Genomic DNA, 15,115 nt, shown 5'->3' on the forward strand with positions numbered 1-15,115 from the left:
ACCTTTGCCGATTTCACAAAATCAGAACTTGTAGTTGAGGCCGATCTTGACAGCGTGAATATCGAAATCGTCGTCATAAACGCGGAACGGCGCTGGCTCATCCACCGCCAGATTGGCGTCGAATCTGTAGAACTGATACTCGCCCCGGATCGTCCACTTGTCGTTCAGAGCGTGCTCGACGCCGGCACCAACGGTCCACCCAGTCAAAGCTTCCGAACCGCTCGCGTTAAAGCCCCCGCCGTTCGGGATATCGCTCATCGAGAGCTTGGTGAAGCCAACACCGCCCTTGGCGTAGAACAGAGTGCGGTCCATCGCATAGCCAAGTCGGCCGGTGATGCTGCCGAGGTAATCGAATTCATTCTCGTTGATTGCGACCGGACCAGCACCACTCGGAAACGCACGGATGTCGGATGTTCCGTCCGCCCACGAATAGGATAATTCGCCTTCGAGCCCGAGCACGACGGAGCCCCACTGGTAATTGTATCCGACTTGTCCGCCGAGCAGAGCTCCCTTCGCTTCCGGGAAAGCGGTCTCTATTCTGGCTCCGCCCGGAAGGAGGTAGGCGCCTTCACCGCTACCGGTGCCATATCCGAGCTGGACACCGATATATGCTCCCGTCCAGTTGTACGGTGCCGTTTCTGCCGGAGGAGCTGTCTCAGACCCCAAAGCGTCGGCCGCCGCTGCGGCTCCGGCAGCTGCGAAAAGCAGTGCGGACGCAAGTGCTACAATCTTCATGCGAATCCCCAACCCATTTAGATATCGCTAATGTAGATGGATATTCGCGAGCAGCAACTTGTCCTCACACCAGGCAGTTGCTTTGCATGCAAACAGTTGCAGGCGTACAACAGTCGCAACCGCCCATAAGCCGGTCTGCGCTATCGCCGCCTAAGCCCGCTCTTCCCAGACCCTGGCCAGTTCGACGATCGTCTTCACCGCCTTTTCCATGTCCTGGCGGCTGACCCATTCGAGCGGCGAGTGGAAAGCATGGCCGCCGGCGAAGATGTTGGGACATGGCAGCCCCATGAACGACAGGCGCGAACCGTCGGTGCCGCCGCGGATGCTGCCGCGCACCGGCTCCATGCCGGCGCGCCGGATCGCCTCGACTGCGTTCTCGACGATCTCGGGGTGGCGGTCGAGCACCACCTTCATGTTGCGGTACTGCTCCTTGACCGTGAAACTGTAGGTCGAGCCGGGATAGGCGGAGATGACTTCCCTGACGATCTTTTCGAGCATGGCCTCCTTCTCGGCCAGGCCCTCGTCGCGGAAATCGCGGACGATCAGGCTGATCGTCGCCTTCTCCATCGACCCGCTGACGCTGGTCGGATGGACGAAGCCCTGCCGGCCCTCGGTCGTCTCGGGCGCCATGTCCTGCGGCAGCCGGTCGATGATGGCGCCGGCGATCTTGATGGCGTTCTCCATCCGGCCCTTGGCGAAACCGGGATGCATGGCAACGCCTGATATCGCGATCTCGACGCCGTCGGCGGAGAAGGTCTCGTCTTCGATGGTGCCTGCCGTCTCGCCGTCCATGGTGTAGGCGAACGCAGCGCCGAGCTTGGCGAAATCGACCTTGTCGACGCCGCGTCCGATCTCCTCGTCGGTGGTGAACAGGATCTTGACCGTGCCGTGCCTGATGTCGGGGTTGTCGACCAGCACCTTGGCCGCCGCCACGATCTCGGCAACGCCGGCCTTGTCGTCGGCGCCCAAAAGGGTGGTGCCGTCAGTGGTGACGATGTCGTTGCCGATCTGGTTGTTCAGCTCCGGATGCTCGCTCACCCGGATGACCCGCGAAGGATCGCCCGGCAGCACGATGTCGCCGCCGGCATAGTTCCGGATCAGCTGCGGCTTGACGCCGGTGCCGGTAAAGTCGGGTGCGGTGTCCATGTGCGAGCAGAAGCAGATCACCGGCACCTGCTTGTCGCTGTTCGACGGAATGGTGGCATAGACATAGCCGTGCTCGTCGAGATGGGCGTCACGAAGGCCGATCGCCTGCAGCTCCTCGACCAGCAGGCGGCCGAGGTTCTTCTGCTTTTCGGTCGACGGCTGCGTCGTGGAGCTTCCATCCGCCTGGGTGTCGATGACGACGTAGCGCAGGAAACGGTCGAGAACGGTGTCGGTCATGGCAAGGGATCCAGTGCATCAGGTCGGGCCTGTATAGCCGCCCGCGCAGCCGCGGTGAATGCGTTTCTCCGTGCCAGCCACTATGCCAGCAGCTCGGGGCGCACGGCAGCACACGTCATGCCGCCAAAGATGCATGACCGCTTCTAGTGCTGACCGGAGACGAGTTCCCGGCTGTGAAACCAGCCCATGACGAGCTCGATGAAGCCGCGCAAGCGCGGTGACGATTGCTTGTGGGCCGGAAAGACGATCGACAAGGGGACGGGCGGGCATTGCCACTCTGACGCGATCGACACAACGCGTCCGGCCTTGAGGTCATCGCTGACGAAGAAATCAGGCAAAAGTGCCGCGCCGAGCCCATCGAGAACGGCGGCACGGACCGCGTGAAGGCTGCCAAGGTATGCGCGAGGCTTGACGGCGAGCAGGATCGGCCGCCCGGCCTCTGTCATTTCCCAGTTCTTGTTGCCTGGCGCGTCCCTGCCGAACCAGAGCGTGGGCCAATTCGTGAAGTCAGCCGGCGATTTCGGACGGCCGATGCGGTCGACAAGCGACGCAGACGCCACCACAATGTTCTGCGAGTGGGCAAAGACCCGTGCCATCGCACTCGAATCGTCAAGCGCCCCGACCCTGATCGCGCAATCGAAACCTTCGCCAACGATGTCGACGCGCCTGTCTTCGGCAACGACTTCAATCACCATTTTCGGGTAGCGTGCCAGGTAGGCCGCCGCAATCTTGCCCATGAATGTCTGCTCAAACAGGACAGGGACGGAGACGCGGAGTGTGCCACGCGGCGTACCGCTCTGCTCGTGCAGCGCCTGTTCGAGTTCCCTCGCCTCCAAGAGCAGTCGCTCCCCGCGACTGAAGAGCATCGAGCCCTCGGCAGTGGGCCGAATTTGTCGTGTCGTGCGCTCGATGAGTCTTGTGCCGAGACGCGCTTCCATCTCGTTGACCCTGTTTGCCACAGTGGATTTCGGAATGCCCAGCTCGCGCGCAGCCCCTGAAAACGAGCCCGCGCGAATGGTGGCGATCAGACTTTCCAGCTCTGCGAGATCCATTTCGTCGTCCATAATTTGGGAAACAGAAGCCAGAATCTATACCATTCCTCCCAAATTCCGTACGGCTATGTTGATGGCTGATAGCGCATGCGCGCTGCCAACTCTTCTCAGAGGCTTACCATGTCGCCGTCCCCACTCAAGCTGCTTGTCATCACCGCCAGCGTCCGCGAAGGGCGGTTCGGGACCGTCGTCACGCGTTGGTTTGCCTCTCACGCACGCAACAATGAGAGGTTTGAGACGACGTTCCTCGACCTTGCGGAAGTCCAATTACCCGAACAATTGCCGCCGACGATCGAGGCGCTGAGTACTGCCGAGGGCAGATCTCCGGAAATGCGCGAGCTGTTTGCCAGGCTCGACGACGCCGAGGCCTTCGTCATCGTCACGCCGGAGTACAATCATGGCTACACGGCCTCGATCAAACATCTCATCGATTGGCATTTCTCGCCGTGGAGGTGCAAGCCCGTAGCATTCGTCTCCTATGGCGGGATCTCCGGAGGCTTGCGGGCAGTGGAACAGTTGCGGCTGGTCTTTTCCGAAATGCATGCCGCCACGCTGCGGGATAGCGTAAGTTTCGACAGATTCTGGGAAAAATTCGACGAAACAGGCGCGCTCATCGATCCGCAGGAGCCGGATCAAGCTGCCGCAGCACTCCTCGAAACGCTGTCCTGGTGGGCGTTGACGCTTCGCCGAGGCCGCGCGCAGTTGCCTTACCGTGCGCAGTGATCGTTGCGCGTGATTGCTGCGCCTTCCCAAACAGCGAGCCATCCCCTATCCGCAGCTTGACTTAACCGGATCGATGGATCGCAACGTGATCAGGCCAGCCAACTTTACGGATGCTTCCAGCCTCGCCGCGCTTGGGCTGGAAGTCTGGCTGAACACCTACATTCGCAACGGCGTCAACGCCTTCTTCGCCGACTATGCCCTGGAACATTTCACCGCCGCACGTTTCGAAGAGATGCTGACGCAGGCAGGCCAGACGATCCTGGTCTCGCAGAACTCCGTCGGCATCGACGGATTCATCCATGTCGCATCAAACTCGCCCGCGCCTGTGCCGGCGTGCTCCGACCTGGAGATCGCCAAGCTCTACGTCCAGCCCCGCCATCAGGGCTCAGGCGCCGGAGGCCGGCTTCTCGCAGCGGGCCTGCAGTGGTGTGCGTCCACCGGACATCAGGACGTCTGGCTCGCGGTCAACGCCGAAAATGACCGCGCGACCGAGTTTTATCTGAGGAAGGGTTTTGCCAAGGTCGGCGAAACCCGCTTCCAGATCGACGACCGGTCCTACCCGAACCACGTGCTGCGGTACGATCTGGTCTAGACGGGTGCACGCACCGTTCAGCTTGCCCGCGCCAAGGCCACCGCGTCTGGCCCGGCCGGAAAACGGAGCTGACCTGAGACATCGTTTGCGGCCTGCCAGACGGCTTCAGCAACGTCGGTTTCCCTGGTCACCATCTCAGGTGTTGCGAACCCGGCGAAGATCGGCCCTGCGAACGCGGCATAGGCCTGGGGAATAAGGTCCTCGACGCGCAGTTCCGTGTTGTGGGCAAAGCGCGTGCTTGGCGCATAACCGGGCTCCACCAGTTTCACCCTCACGTCGAAAGCGCCGAGTTCATGGGACAGCGACCCGGTAAAACCCTCGATCGCCATCTTGCTTGCGGTGTAGGCGGCGGCGAGCGGCATCGGGGCGAGCGTCACGCTTGAAGTGACGTTGACGACGACGCCCGATCTCCGTGCGCGGAACTGCGGGATCACCGCCTGGGTCATCGCCATCACGCCGAAAGTGTTGGTCTCGAACAGCTTGCGCACATGCGCCATCGGCATCGCCTCGAAGGCGCCGACGAGGCCGATGCCTGCATTGTTGACCAGCACGTCGATCGGGCCACTGGCGTCGAGCGCTGCGGCAATGCTTTCGTCATTGGTTACGTCGAGCGGCAAAATACGCATCCGCTCCGAACGCGGCAGGATGTCCTGGCGCGGATTGCGCATGGTGGCGACGACGTTCCAGCCCCGGGCATGGAAGTGGCGGGCGGTCTCGAGGCCGTAGCCTGAAGAACAGCCGGTGATCAGTGCGGTTTTCATGGACTTTTTCCTGATTGATGTTGACGCCATGAAAATACAGTCCAAAATCCGGACTATCATCAATCTAAAGTCCGGAATTTGTTGGCTATGGTCCTGATATGACCGACCCTCTTGCCCAGGTCATCGAACTGCTCCAGCCACGCACCGTGTTCTCGAAGGGGATCAGCGGCGCGGGACGCTGGGGTGTCCGCTACTCCGAATTCGGCCAGCCCGGTTTCTGCGCGGTGCTCGAGGGGCGCTGCCGCCTCGTCGTCGACGGTGAGGCTCCCGTCACCCTTGAGCAAGGCGACTTCGTGCTGTTGCCCGCAACGCCTGCCTTCACCATGTCCGGCTTTGAGCCGGTGACGCCCAGGCGCATCGATCCCCGGGCGACGCCAGCGCCGACGGAGGAGGTCCGACACGGTCGGCAGGATGGCCCGGCCGATGTCCGCCTGCTCGGCGGCTATTTTCTCTTCGGCTCTCCCGATGCGGCACTGCTGGTGTCGCTGCTGCCGGCGATGGTCCACATGCGCGGGGTCGAGCGGCTTTCGACGCTGGTGCGCCTCGTCGGCGAGGAAGCCAGCCAGCAGAGTGCCGGCCGCGATCTCGTGCTCGGCCGCCTCGTCGAAATCCTGCTGATCGAGGCGTTGCGGGCAAGCCAGGCAAAGGGCTCGCCGCCCGGCTTCCTGCGCGGGCTGGCCGATGCGAGGGTGTCAGGGGCGATAAGGCAGATGCACGGCGATCCGCAGCGGCCGTGGACGGTGGCCGAGCTTGCCGGCGAGGCCGGCCTGTCCCGGTCGGCCTTCTTCGACCGCTTCACACGCACCGTCGGGCTACGGCCGATGGAATATCTGCTCGCCTGGCGCATGGCGCTCGCCAAGAACCTTCTCGGCGGCAAGGGGATCGCGCTCGATGAAGTCGCCCGGCAGGTCGGCTATGGCTCGGCCAGCACCTTCAGCACCGCCTTCAGCCGTCATGTCGGACAATCGCCAGGCCGCTACGCGCGCAGTGATCGGAGGTGATGAAAAATCGGCCACCCCTTCCCGTGCATGACAGTGACCGTGAGGAGACCTCTACAGGGCCTCGCCCGGCCTTAATGCGGGAAGTCCAGCCCCATTTCGCGGTAGCGCTCGGGGTCGTCGCCCCAGTTCTCGCGCACCTTGACGAACAGGAACAGGTGCACCTTCTGCTCGAGGATGCCGGCGATTTCCATGCGCGAGGCCTGGCCGATGGCGCGGATGGTCTCGCCCTTGTGGCCGAGCACGATCTTCTTCTGGCTGTCGCGCTCGACGAAGATAACCTGCTGGATGCGCACCGAGCCGTTGGGCATCTCTTCCCACTTCTCGGTCTCGACATGCGACGAATAAGGCAGCTCCTGGTGCAGGCGCAGATACAGCTTCTCGCGCGTGATCTCGGCTGCCAGCTGGCGCATCGGCAGGTCGGAAATCTGGTCCTCGGGGTAATACCAGGGCCCTTCGGGCAGCCGCTTGGCGAGGAAGTCGAGCAAATCCTTGCAGCCCGAACCGGTCAGCGCCGAAACCATGAAGGTGCTTTCGAAATCGACAGCCTCATTGGCAGCCGAGGTCAGTTTCAGCAGCACCTCGGGATTGACCCGGTCGACCTTGTTGAGGATCAGCACCTTGGGCTGGCGCACGTCCTTGAGCCGTTCGAGGATGGCGGCTGCGTCGCCCTTGATGCCGCGTTCGGCGTCGATCAGCACCAGGATCACGTCGGCATCCTTGGCCCCGCCCCAGGCGGTGGTCACCATGGCGGTGTCGAGCCGACGCTTCGGCTTGAAGATGCCGGGCGTGTCGACAAAGACGATCTGGGCATTGTCGTGGGTGGCGATGCCGCGCACGATGGCGCGCGTGGTCTGCACCTTGTGGGTGACGATCGACACTTTGGCGCCGACAAGCTGGTTGACCAGCGTCGACTTGCCGGCATTCGGCGCGCCCAAAAGGGCGACGAAGCCCGAGCGGGTGGCACCCGTTGCAGGCGCAGCGGTCTCAGGGGCATCGGTCACGATGCGGTCTCCTCGTTCTTCCATACGCCCTCGCGCACCAAAAGGGCAGCGGCGGCATTCTGCTCGGCCTCGCGCTTGGAGCGGCCGGTGCCGGTGGCGGGCAAAAATTTGCCGACCCGCACGCTCACCGAAAAGACGGGGTCGTGATCCGGGCCGGTGCGGCTTTCGATCTGGTAGGCAGGCACTGCTGTCGACGCCTGATGCGCCCATTCCTGCAGTTCGGTCTTGGGGTCGCGGCGCGCCGCGCCCGCGGCTTCGGCACGCGGTTTCCAGAATTTGTGGATGAAGCGCTTGGCGGCATCCATCCCGCCGTCGAGATAGATGACGGCAAGCAGCGATTCCAGCGCATCGGCGCGCAGGTTGACGCGCTTGCGCTCGGCGAGGTTGCGCACCTCGGAGCCGGCGCGGATCAGTTCGGCGAGACCGATCTCGTCGGCGATCTGGGCCAGCGCCTCGGCATTGACCAGCGCGTTGAGCCTGACCGACAGCTCACCTTCGGGCGCGTTCGGGAAATCGGCCAGCAGCATGTCGGCAACCGCCAGCCCGAGCACCCGGTCGCCCAGGAACTCGAAGCGTTCGTAGTCGACGCCGGCATTGGCGCTGCGCGCGCTGCCATGCGTCAGCGCCCGTTGCAGGCGCTGATGGTCGCGGAAGATGTGGCCGGTGCGGAGTTGCAGCGCGTCGGCGAGTTCCGTTGCGGTGAGCCGCTTGCCTGCCATGCCTATCGGACGAAGTTGAACAGGCGCGAGGCGCGCATCTCGGTCGGCCACTTCCAGATTTCCAGCGGGCTTGCGCCGTTGGCGATCGAGAAGAAGATGATGTTGGCGCGGCCGACGAGGTTTTCTCCCGGCACGAAGCCGACATTGAAGCGGCTGTCGGTCGAATTGTCGCGGTTGTCGCCCATCATGAAGAAATGGCCTTCGGGCACGACGAACTCGCGGGTGTCGTCGCCGATCGAATTCGGCGTCAGGTCGAGCGTGTCGTAGGACACGCCGTTCGGCAGCGTCTCGCGGTAGACGTCGACCGGGCGATTGACCTCGGTGATGTCGGGATTGTCGATCTGGCCGACCTTCTCGCGCGCAACGGCCGTACCGTTGATATAGAGCTGGCCTTCCTTCATCTGGATGCGGTCGCCCGGCAGGCCGACGACGCGCTTGATGTAGTCGAGCGAGGGGTTCGGCGGGAACTTGAAGACGACGACGTCGCCGCGCTCGGGATCCGAGCCGAAGATGCGGCCGGAGAACAGGTTGGGCGACAAGGGCAGCGAATAGCGCGAATAGCCGTAGGCCCACTTGGTGACGAACAGATAGTCGCCCTCGAGCAGCGTCGGCCGCATCGAGCCCGAGGGGATCGAAAACGGCTGGAACAGCAGCGTCCGGATCACCAAGGCGAGCAGCAGCGCCTGGACGATGACGCTTACGGTCTCGCCGAGCCCGCCGGACTTCTTCTGTTTTTCAGCCACGCTCATGTCGTCCTCGATTGTAGGTCGCGATGGGTATAAGGGCTCGCCGCCGCCGGGGCAATGTCCCAGCCGCCGCCAAAACCCTAAGATAGTGGCGGTTGTTCGACCGGCACCGCCTCGATGATCACAAAGGCTTGTGCGAGGGGAAAATCATCGGTGATGGTCAGGTGCACCACCGCGCGATGCCCGCCCGGCAGCATCGTTGCCAGCCGCTTCGCAGCTCCCCCCGTCAGCTCCATCGCCGGGCGCCCGCCCGGCAGGTTGACCACGCCCATGTCGCGCCAGAACACGCCCTCGGCGATGCCGCAGCCGAGCGCCTTGGAACAGGCTTCCTTGGCGGCGAAACGCTTGGCGTATGAGGCGATGCGCCCGCGGCGCCCTTCGGCCCTCTCCTGCTCGACCTCGGTGAAGATGCGCTGGATGAAGCGCTCGCCGTGACGGGCGATCGATTTCTCGATCCGCCTGATGTCGACGAGGTCGCTGCCGATACCGATGATCATAGGTTCAGCCCTAAGCGGCACGTCTCACCGGCGAGGCGCGACGCGGACGCCCTCCTCTCCCCGTTCTTCACGGGGAGAGGGTAAGGGTGAGGAGCAATCTGGCAACGTCTGCGCCGCCCCTCATCTGCCTGCCGGCATCTTCTCCCCGTGAAGGACGGGGAGAAGACAGCCGTCCGCAACGCCGCTTCCCGTTCTGCACCGATGGGCGCGATCAGCCTCACCGCCATCCGCCTCAGATATTCCGGCTGCCCGGCTTGACCGCCGGGATCGCCGCCAATTCAGGCGGTAGCTGGTCGGCCGGATAGGCCGGCACCTCATATTCGGCGAGGGCAATCAGCGGAACGCCGACATCAGTCTTTCCCGCCGAACGGTCGATGATGCAGGCCGCTGCCACCACTTCGGCGCCGAGTTCGCGCAGGCACGCAATGGTCTCGCGAATCGACAGGCCGGTGGTGACGATGTCCTCGACGATGACGACGCGAGCGCCCTTCTCGATCTCGAAGCGGCGCAGGCGGAACGTGCCCTGCTCGCGCTCGACCCAGATCGCCGGAACCTTGAGGTGGCGCGAGGTCTCGTAGGCCGGGATCAGCCCACCGATGGCCGGTCCGACGACATAGTCGATGTCGCCCTTCACTTCGGCGCGGATCTTTTCGGCCAGCGCCTTGCACAGCACTTCCGTCTTGTCGGCATGCATGAACACCCGCGCCTTCTGCAGGAAGGTCGGGCTGCGCAGGCCGGAGGTCAGGATGAAATGGCCCTCCAGCACGGCACCCGCCGAGCGGAAGATGTCCAGGACGTCGCTTGTCTGCATCGGTTTCGTCTTTCCTGTCATGCGTCCAGCCGCCTGCCTGTCGTCAGCCGTTGACGCGGCGGGCATCGCTGACGCTGGTGTTGTCCTTGAGCTGGGAGATCAGCCGGTTCAGGTGCTTCAGGTCCCAGACCTCGAGATCGAGCAGCATCTCGGTGAAGTCGGGGGCAGTGCGCACCATCGACAGCGTGTGGATGTTGGCATCGTTGGCCGCCACAACCTGGGCGATGTCGGCAAGCGAGCCCGGAGCATTGATCGCCGTCACCGTCAGGCGCGCCGGGAAGCGTTCCTTCGAGCCCTCGTCGAGGTCCCAGCGCACGTCGATCCAGCGCTCGGGCTGGTCGTCGAAGGCCATCAGCGACGGTGACTGGATCGGATAGATGGTGATGCCCGAGCCCGGCTGCATGATGCCGACGATGCGGTCGCCCGGCACGGCACCCTCGGGCGCAAAGCGCACCGGCAGGTCGCCGCTGACGCCGCGGATCGGCACCGCAGGCCCCCAGCGCTTGCTTTCCTTGCGCGGCGGCGTCGACGAACGGCCCGGAATCTGGAACAGCATGCCGGCGGCATTGCGGATCTTCGACCAGCCTTCCTCGCGCGGCTTTGCCGTCTGGGTGACGCGCTCTTCCTTGTAGTCGGGGAAGACGGCGCGGACGACGTCGTTGGAGGCCAACTCGCCACGCCCGACGGAGGCCAAAACATCCTCGATGTCCTTGCGCGCCAGCCGGTGCAGCACCGATTTCAGGCTGTCCTTGGAGAACTTCTTGCCGGCACGCTCGAAGGTACGTTCGAGGATGCGGGTGCCCAGCCCCGAATATTGCTTGCGGATGGCGTTCTTGGTCGCCCGGCGGATCGCCGAGCGTGCCTTGCCGGTGACAACGATCGATTCCCACGCCGCCGGCGGCACCTGGGCCTTGGAGCGGATGATCTCGACCTCGTCGCCGTTCTTGAGCTCGGTCATCAGCGGCATCACCCGGCCGTTGACCTTGGCGCCGACGCAGGTGTCGCCGACATCGGTATGCACCGCATAGGCGAAATCGATCGGCGTCGCCCCGCGCGGCAGGGCGATCAGCATGCCCTTCGGGGTGAAGCAGAAGACCTGGTCCTGGAACAGCTCGAGCTTGGTGTTCTCGAGGAAATCCTCGGGATTGTCGCCGTCGGCCAGTTGCTCGATCGTCCGCCTGAGCCAGCCGTAGGCGTTGGTTTCCTTGGAGATCTGGTGCCCGACGCCATTGGTCTTGGGCACGTTGTCCTTGTAGATCGAATGAGCGGCGACGCCGTATTCGGCGATCTTGTTCATCTCGCGGGTGCGGATCTGCAGCTCGATGCGCTGGCGCGACGGACCGACGATGGTGGTGTGGATCGAACGGTAGTCGTTCTGCTTGGGCGTCGAGATGTAATCCTTGAACCGCCCCGGCACCATCGACCAGGTGGTGTGGATCGCGCCGAGTGCGCGATAGCAGTCCTCGACGCCGTCGACGACGACGCGGAAGCCGAAGATGTCGGACAACTGCTCGAAGGACAGCGCCTTGGTCTCCATCTTGCGGAACACCGACCACGGCTTCTTCTGCCGGCTCTTCACCGTCGCCTTGAGGTCGTATTTCTCGAACTGCGCCGACAGCGCCTTTTCGATGTCGGCGAGCACGCCCTTGTTGCGCTCGGAGAGATCGGCCAGCCGCTCGGTGACGGTACGATAGGCCTCTGGATTGATGTAGCGGAAGGCGAGCTCTTCGAGCTCTTCGCGCATGCCCTGCATGCCCATGCGGCCGGCCAGCGGCGCATAGATATCCATCGTCTCCTCGGCGATGCGCAGGCGCTTGCTCTCCGGCACATGGTGCAGCGTGCGCATGTTGTGCAGGCGGTCGGCCAGCTTGACCAGCAGGACGCGCACGTCCTCGGAAATCGCCAGCAGCAGCTTGCGCAGGTTTTCCGCCTGCTCGGCCTTCTTGGAGACGAGGTCGAGCTTCTTCAGCTTGGTCAGCCCCTCGACCAGCCTGCCGATGTCGGGACCGAACAGCTCGTCGATCTCGGCGCGCGTCGCACTGGTGTCCTCGATCGTGTCGTGCAGCAGTGCGACCGCGATCGTCGCCTCGTCGAGATGCATGTCGGTGAGGATCGCCGCCACTTCGAGCGGATGCGAAAAATAGGGATCGCCCGAGGCGCGGCGCTGATGGCCATGCTTTTGCATGGCATAGACATAGGCCTTGTTGAGCAGCGCCTCGTTGACGTCAGGCTTGTAGCGCTGGACGCGCTCGACAAGCTCATACTGACGCATCATGGGCGGCTTCCCGGAACTCGAAATGAATCATGCGCCGCAAGGGCTTGCGACGCATGTCATAGATAAACACTGATATGGCGGCGCGGAAGTGCCGATTGGCCGGTTTGGCGCGAGTTTAGCTCGACGCGAGGCCTTTTTGGGAATTCGCCCTGCCGGAAGCGGAGAAAGCTGCCTCAGGTGGCCGGCAGGGTAGAATTCTCAACAGGTCTCAGTAGTCGTCGCTCTTTTCGGGCGCCACCAGGCTCTCGATGCCGGCGAGCAGGTCTTCTTCCGACATGCGGTCGAAGTTGATGTTCTCTTCCGGCTCATCGCTGTCGACGGCGGAAGCCGTGGTCTGGTCGGCAGCCTCGGGCGCCTCCGGCTCCGGCTCGTCGACCTCGACGTGCTTCTGCAGCGAGTGGATCAGGTCTTCCTTGAGATCGTCTGGCGAAAGCGTCTCGTCGGCGATCTCGCGCAGCGCCACGACAGGGTTCTTGTCGTTGTCGCGGGGAAGCGTGATCTGCGCGCCCTGCGAGATCTGGCGGGCGCGATGGCCGGCGAGCAACACCAGCTCAAAGCGGTTGTCGACCTTGTCAATGCAGTCTTCAACGGTTACGCGGGCCATGAAGTGCCCCTTTCATGCATGGATTTGACGGAAAGCTGGCGCGTGCATTAACCTGAAAGGCCGCGCAATTCAAGCGTGAAGCCTGCTTTGCCTTCCAAGCGACAGCGTCGCGCCACCAACCCACCCACAATTATTTTACCGCTTCACAACCCTGCCCCTCTTGGAATGATCCACCGCGGGCGATATTTGCCGCATGGGGCAAGTCATTGATTTGGGGAGAAACCGGACGCTCGATATCGACGTATTTGGCGACAGCCTATTTCAACAAGGAAATTTTCCTATGTTTGATCCGCGCGAGAAAATCGCACTCTTTATCGACGGAGCCAACCTTTACGCGACCTCCCGTGCGTTGGGCTTCGACATTGACTACCGCAAACTTCTCTCCACCTTCCAGAAGCGCGGCTACCTGCTGCGTGCCTATTATTACACCGCCCTTGTCGAGGATCAGGAATACTCCTCGATTCGCCCGCTGATCGACTGGCTCGACTACAACGGCTTCAAGGTCGTCACCAAGCCGGCCAAGGAGTTCACCGACGCCACGGGGCGACGCAAGATCAAGGGCAACATGGACATCGAGCTGACCGTCGATGCCCTGGAACTGGCCGATGTCGTCGACCACTATGTCATCTTCTCCGGCGACGGCGATTTCCGCACGCTGGTCGAAGCACTGCAGCGCCGCGGCCGCAAGGTCAGCGTGATCTCGACCATGGCTTCGCAGCCGCCGATGATCTCGGACGATCTGCGCCGCCAGGCCGATCATTTCATCGACCTGATGACGCTCAAGGCCGATATCGGCCGCGAACCCTCGGAACGTCCGGTCCGCAAGGCCGACCCGGTCGAACCGGCGCCCGACGACGTTTGATGCTGTCGTCGCCCCTGCCTGTCGATCCCGACCGGGATTGCCCGCTCTGCCCGCGCCTGCATGATTTCATAGCCGGCTGGCGGCAGCGCGAGCCGGGCTGGTACAACGCGCCCGTCCGCTCCTTCCTGCCCCCGGAAGGCGAGGAGGCCGTGCGCTTCCTCATTGTCGGGCTGGCGCCGGGGGTGCGCGGGGCCAACCGCACCGGGCGGCCCTTCACCGGCGACTATGCCGGCGACCTGCTCTACGCCACCCTCAAGCGCTTCGGCATGGCGCGCGGCGAGTTCGAGGCGCGGCCCGACGACAGCCTCGAACTGATCGGCACCGCAATCACCAATGCGGTGCGCTGCGTGCCGCCCGACAACAAGCCGGTGGGCGCCGAGATCAACACCTGCCGCACCTTCCTGGTGCCGACGATCGCGCGCTTTCCCAATCTGAGGGCGATCCTGACGCTCGGCGCAATCGGGCACCAGTCGACGGTGCGTGCGCTTGGCGCGCGCGTCGCCGCCGTTCCGTTCAAGCACGGCGTGCGTTGCGACGTGGGCAATCTCGCGGTGTTTTCGAGCTATCACTGCTCGCGCTACAACACCAATACGGGTGTGCTGACGGAAGAGATGTTCGTCAATGTTTTCCGCGACGTAGCGGAATTCTTGCGGACCTAAATCCTGCCTCCCCGCAGTTGGTTCAGCGCAAAAAAGCCCGACTGCGCACGGGTTTCGGCCTTTGGCTAACCGCGCATTGCGACGCCGGCCGGGAAACGAGGCTTCGCAGGGCCGAGCCTCATCGCACTTGTTTAGCCGGATGATCAGTTGGCACTAGGGCTGGAGTGGGGGGATAGAGTTTCCCCGTCCGCGCAATTTTTCTGAACCGTGGCGGCAGCTTCAATGTCACGGCATGGATCCCCGGGTCTCCGCACGTCGCTACGCTCCTGCTCCGCCCGAGGATGACGAAGGCATTGAGCCCGTCGCAAATCGTAGACGGCGGCGACTGGCAGGAACATGCGGAAATTGTTGGCAAATGGGCAGATGCTAGTCGCCGACGTTGGCGATTGGCTGCGGCCTCAACGCCTTCGTCATCCTCGGGCGGAACAGGAGCGTAGCGGTGAGGAACGGTCCGCGAAGCGGACGAAAAGCCAATTGCTTGGCTTTTCGAGTGACGAACGCCCGGAGCGACAGCGAAGGGCTGCGAAGACCCGGGGATCCATGCCGTGAAATTGACGCAGCCGCCACAGTCCAATCAGAGCCAAAAATTCCGATGCTGCCTGTCACCATCTGTCAGCATCCCGCGTGGATAGCCGGCCACGTTTATCCACCCTATCTCCACCTCCCGTATCCTCATCCTTGCGATCTTCCACGG

Annotated in this window: 16 protein-coding genes; 5 read left to right on the top strand and 11 right to left on the bottom strand. The window is 63.3% G+C overall.

What is annotated here, in order from left to right; all coding sequences use genetic code 11:
- Nucleotides 1-21 precede the first annotated feature (21 nt).
- The 3 genes from GGQ99_RS09675 to GGQ99_RS09685 form a co-directional block, all read right to left on the bottom strand.
- Complete coding sequence (locus GGQ99_RS09675) at nt 22-735, bottom strand: outer membrane protein (RefSeq protein ID WP_183262294.1); 714 nt, start codon at nt 733-735, stop codon at nt 22-24.
- 150 nt (nt 736-885) lie between these two features.
- Nucleotides 886-2,118: a peptidase T gene (gene pepT, locus GGQ99_RS09680; RefSeq protein ID WP_183262297.1), complete on the bottom strand. Its 1,233-nt coding sequence runs from the start codon at nt 2,116-2,118 to the stop codon at nt 886-888.
- Nucleotides 2,119-2,261: 143 nt separating this feature from the next.
- Nucleotides 2,262-3,170, bottom strand: a complete 909-nt coding sequence (locus tag GGQ99_RS09685; protein WP_183262299.1) for a LysR family transcriptional regulator — start codon at nt 3,168-3,170, stop codon at nt 2,262-2,264.
- 87 nt (nt 3,171-3,257) lie between these two features.
- On the opposite strand from GGQ99_RS09685, the gene GGQ99_RS09690 reads away from it, so the two are divergent.
- Both GGQ99_RS09690 and GGQ99_RS09695 read left to right on the top strand, forming a co-directional pair.
- Entirely contained in the window at nt 3,258-3,893 is a 636-nt protein-coding gene (locus GGQ99_RS09690; RefSeq protein WP_210307758.1) for an NADPH-dependent FMN reductase, read from the top strand.
- Between the two features lie 13 nt (nt 3,894-3,906).
- Entirely contained in the window at nt 3,907-4,485 is a 579-nt protein-coding gene (locus GGQ99_RS09695) for a GNAT family N-acetyltransferase (protein ID WP_246389464.1), read from the top strand.
- A 17-nt stretch (nt 4,486-4,502) separates the two neighbouring features.
- Here the strand turns inward: GGQ99_RS09695 and GGQ99_RS09700 are convergent, their stop codons facing one another.
- Entirely contained in the window at nt 4,503-5,246 is a 744-nt protein-coding gene (locus GGQ99_RS09700) for an SDR family oxidoreductase (protein ID WP_183262300.1), read from the bottom strand.
- A gap of 98 nt (nt 5,247-5,344) precedes the next feature.
- Between GGQ99_RS09700 and GGQ99_RS09705 the strand changes: the two genes are divergently transcribed.
- Nucleotides 5,345-6,247 carry an AraC family transcriptional regulator gene (locus tag GGQ99_RS09705; RefSeq protein WP_183262301.1) on the top strand — a complete coding sequence of 301 codons (903 nt, stop codon included), beginning with the start codon at nt 5,345-5,347 and terminating at the stop codon, nt 6,245-6,247.
- A gap of 71 nt (nt 6,248-6,318) precedes the next feature.
- Here the strand turns inward: GGQ99_RS09705 and era are convergent, their stop codons facing one another.
- From era to rpoZ, 7 genes are all read right to left on the bottom strand, one after another.
- Nucleotides 6,319-7,272 carry a GTPase Era gene (gene era, locus GGQ99_RS09710; RefSeq protein ID WP_183262302.1) on the bottom strand — a complete coding sequence of 318 codons (954 nt, stop codon included), beginning with the start codon at nt 7,270-7,272 and terminating at the stop codon, nt 6,319-6,321.
- A complete protein-coding gene (gene rnc / locus GGQ99_RS09715) occupies nt 7,245-7,967 on the bottom strand; it encodes a ribonuclease III (RefSeq protein ID WP_108608778.1) in 723 nt (240 codons plus the stop codon). Before rnc ends, era begins: the two co-directional genes overlap by 28 nt.
- Before the next feature lie 2 nt (nt 7,968-7,969).
- Nucleotides 7,970-8,716 (bottom strand): signal peptidase I, encoded by a 747-nt coding sequence (gene lepB / locus GGQ99_RS09720; protein WP_183262303.1) that lies wholly within the window; start codon nt 8,714-8,716, stop codon nt 7,970-7,972.
- A 77-nt stretch (nt 8,717-8,793) separates the two neighbouring features.
- Complete coding sequence (gene acpS / locus GGQ99_RS09725; protein WP_108608780.1) at nt 8,794-9,210, bottom strand: holo-ACP synthase; 417 nt, start codon at nt 9,208-9,210, stop codon at nt 8,794-8,796.
- 232 nt (nt 9,211-9,442) lie between these two features.
- Nucleotides 9,443-10,021 carry an orotate phosphoribosyltransferase gene (gene pyrE, locus GGQ99_RS09730; RefSeq protein ID WP_108609978.1) on the bottom strand — a complete coding sequence of 193 codons (579 nt, stop codon included), beginning with the start codon at nt 10,019-10,021 and terminating at the stop codon, nt 9,443-9,445.
- A 43-nt stretch (nt 10,022-10,064) separates the two neighbouring features.
- Nucleotides 10,065-12,296, bottom strand: a complete 2,232-nt coding sequence (locus tag GGQ99_RS09735; RefSeq protein WP_108608781.1) for a RelA/SpoT family protein — start codon at nt 12,294-12,296, stop codon at nt 10,065-10,067.
- Between the two features lie 208 nt (nt 12,297-12,504).
- The gene (rpoZ, locus tag GGQ99_RS09740) at nt 12,505-12,900 is read right to left on the bottom strand and encodes a DNA-directed RNA polymerase subunit omega (protein ID WP_108608782.1); all 396 of its coding nucleotides are present in this window, start codon (nt 12,898-12,900) and stop codon (nt 12,505-12,507) included.
- A gap of 280 nt (nt 12,901-13,180) precedes the next feature.
- Between rpoZ and GGQ99_RS09745 the strand changes: the two genes are divergently transcribed.
- The gene (locus GGQ99_RS09745; protein ID WP_108608783.1) at nt 13,181-13,762 is read left to right on the top strand and encodes a LabA-like NYN domain-containing protein; all 582 of its coding nucleotides are present in this window, start codon (nt 13,181-13,183) and stop codon (nt 13,760-13,762) included.
- Nucleotides 13,762-14,421, top strand: a complete 660-nt coding sequence (locus GGQ99_RS09750; RefSeq protein WP_183262304.1) for a uracil-DNA glycosylase — start codon at nt 13,762-13,764, stop codon at nt 14,419-14,421. The genes GGQ99_RS09745 and GGQ99_RS09750 overlap by 1 nt, the downstream gene beginning before the upstream one ends.
- The last annotated feature ends 694 nt before the right edge of the window (nt 14,422-15,115 follow it).

This window comes from Aminobacter niigataensis, from assembly GCF_014200015.1.
Classification (GTDB): domain Bacteria; phylum Pseudomonadota; class Alphaproteobacteria; order Rhizobiales; family Rhizobiaceae; genus Aminobacter; species Aminobacter niigataensis.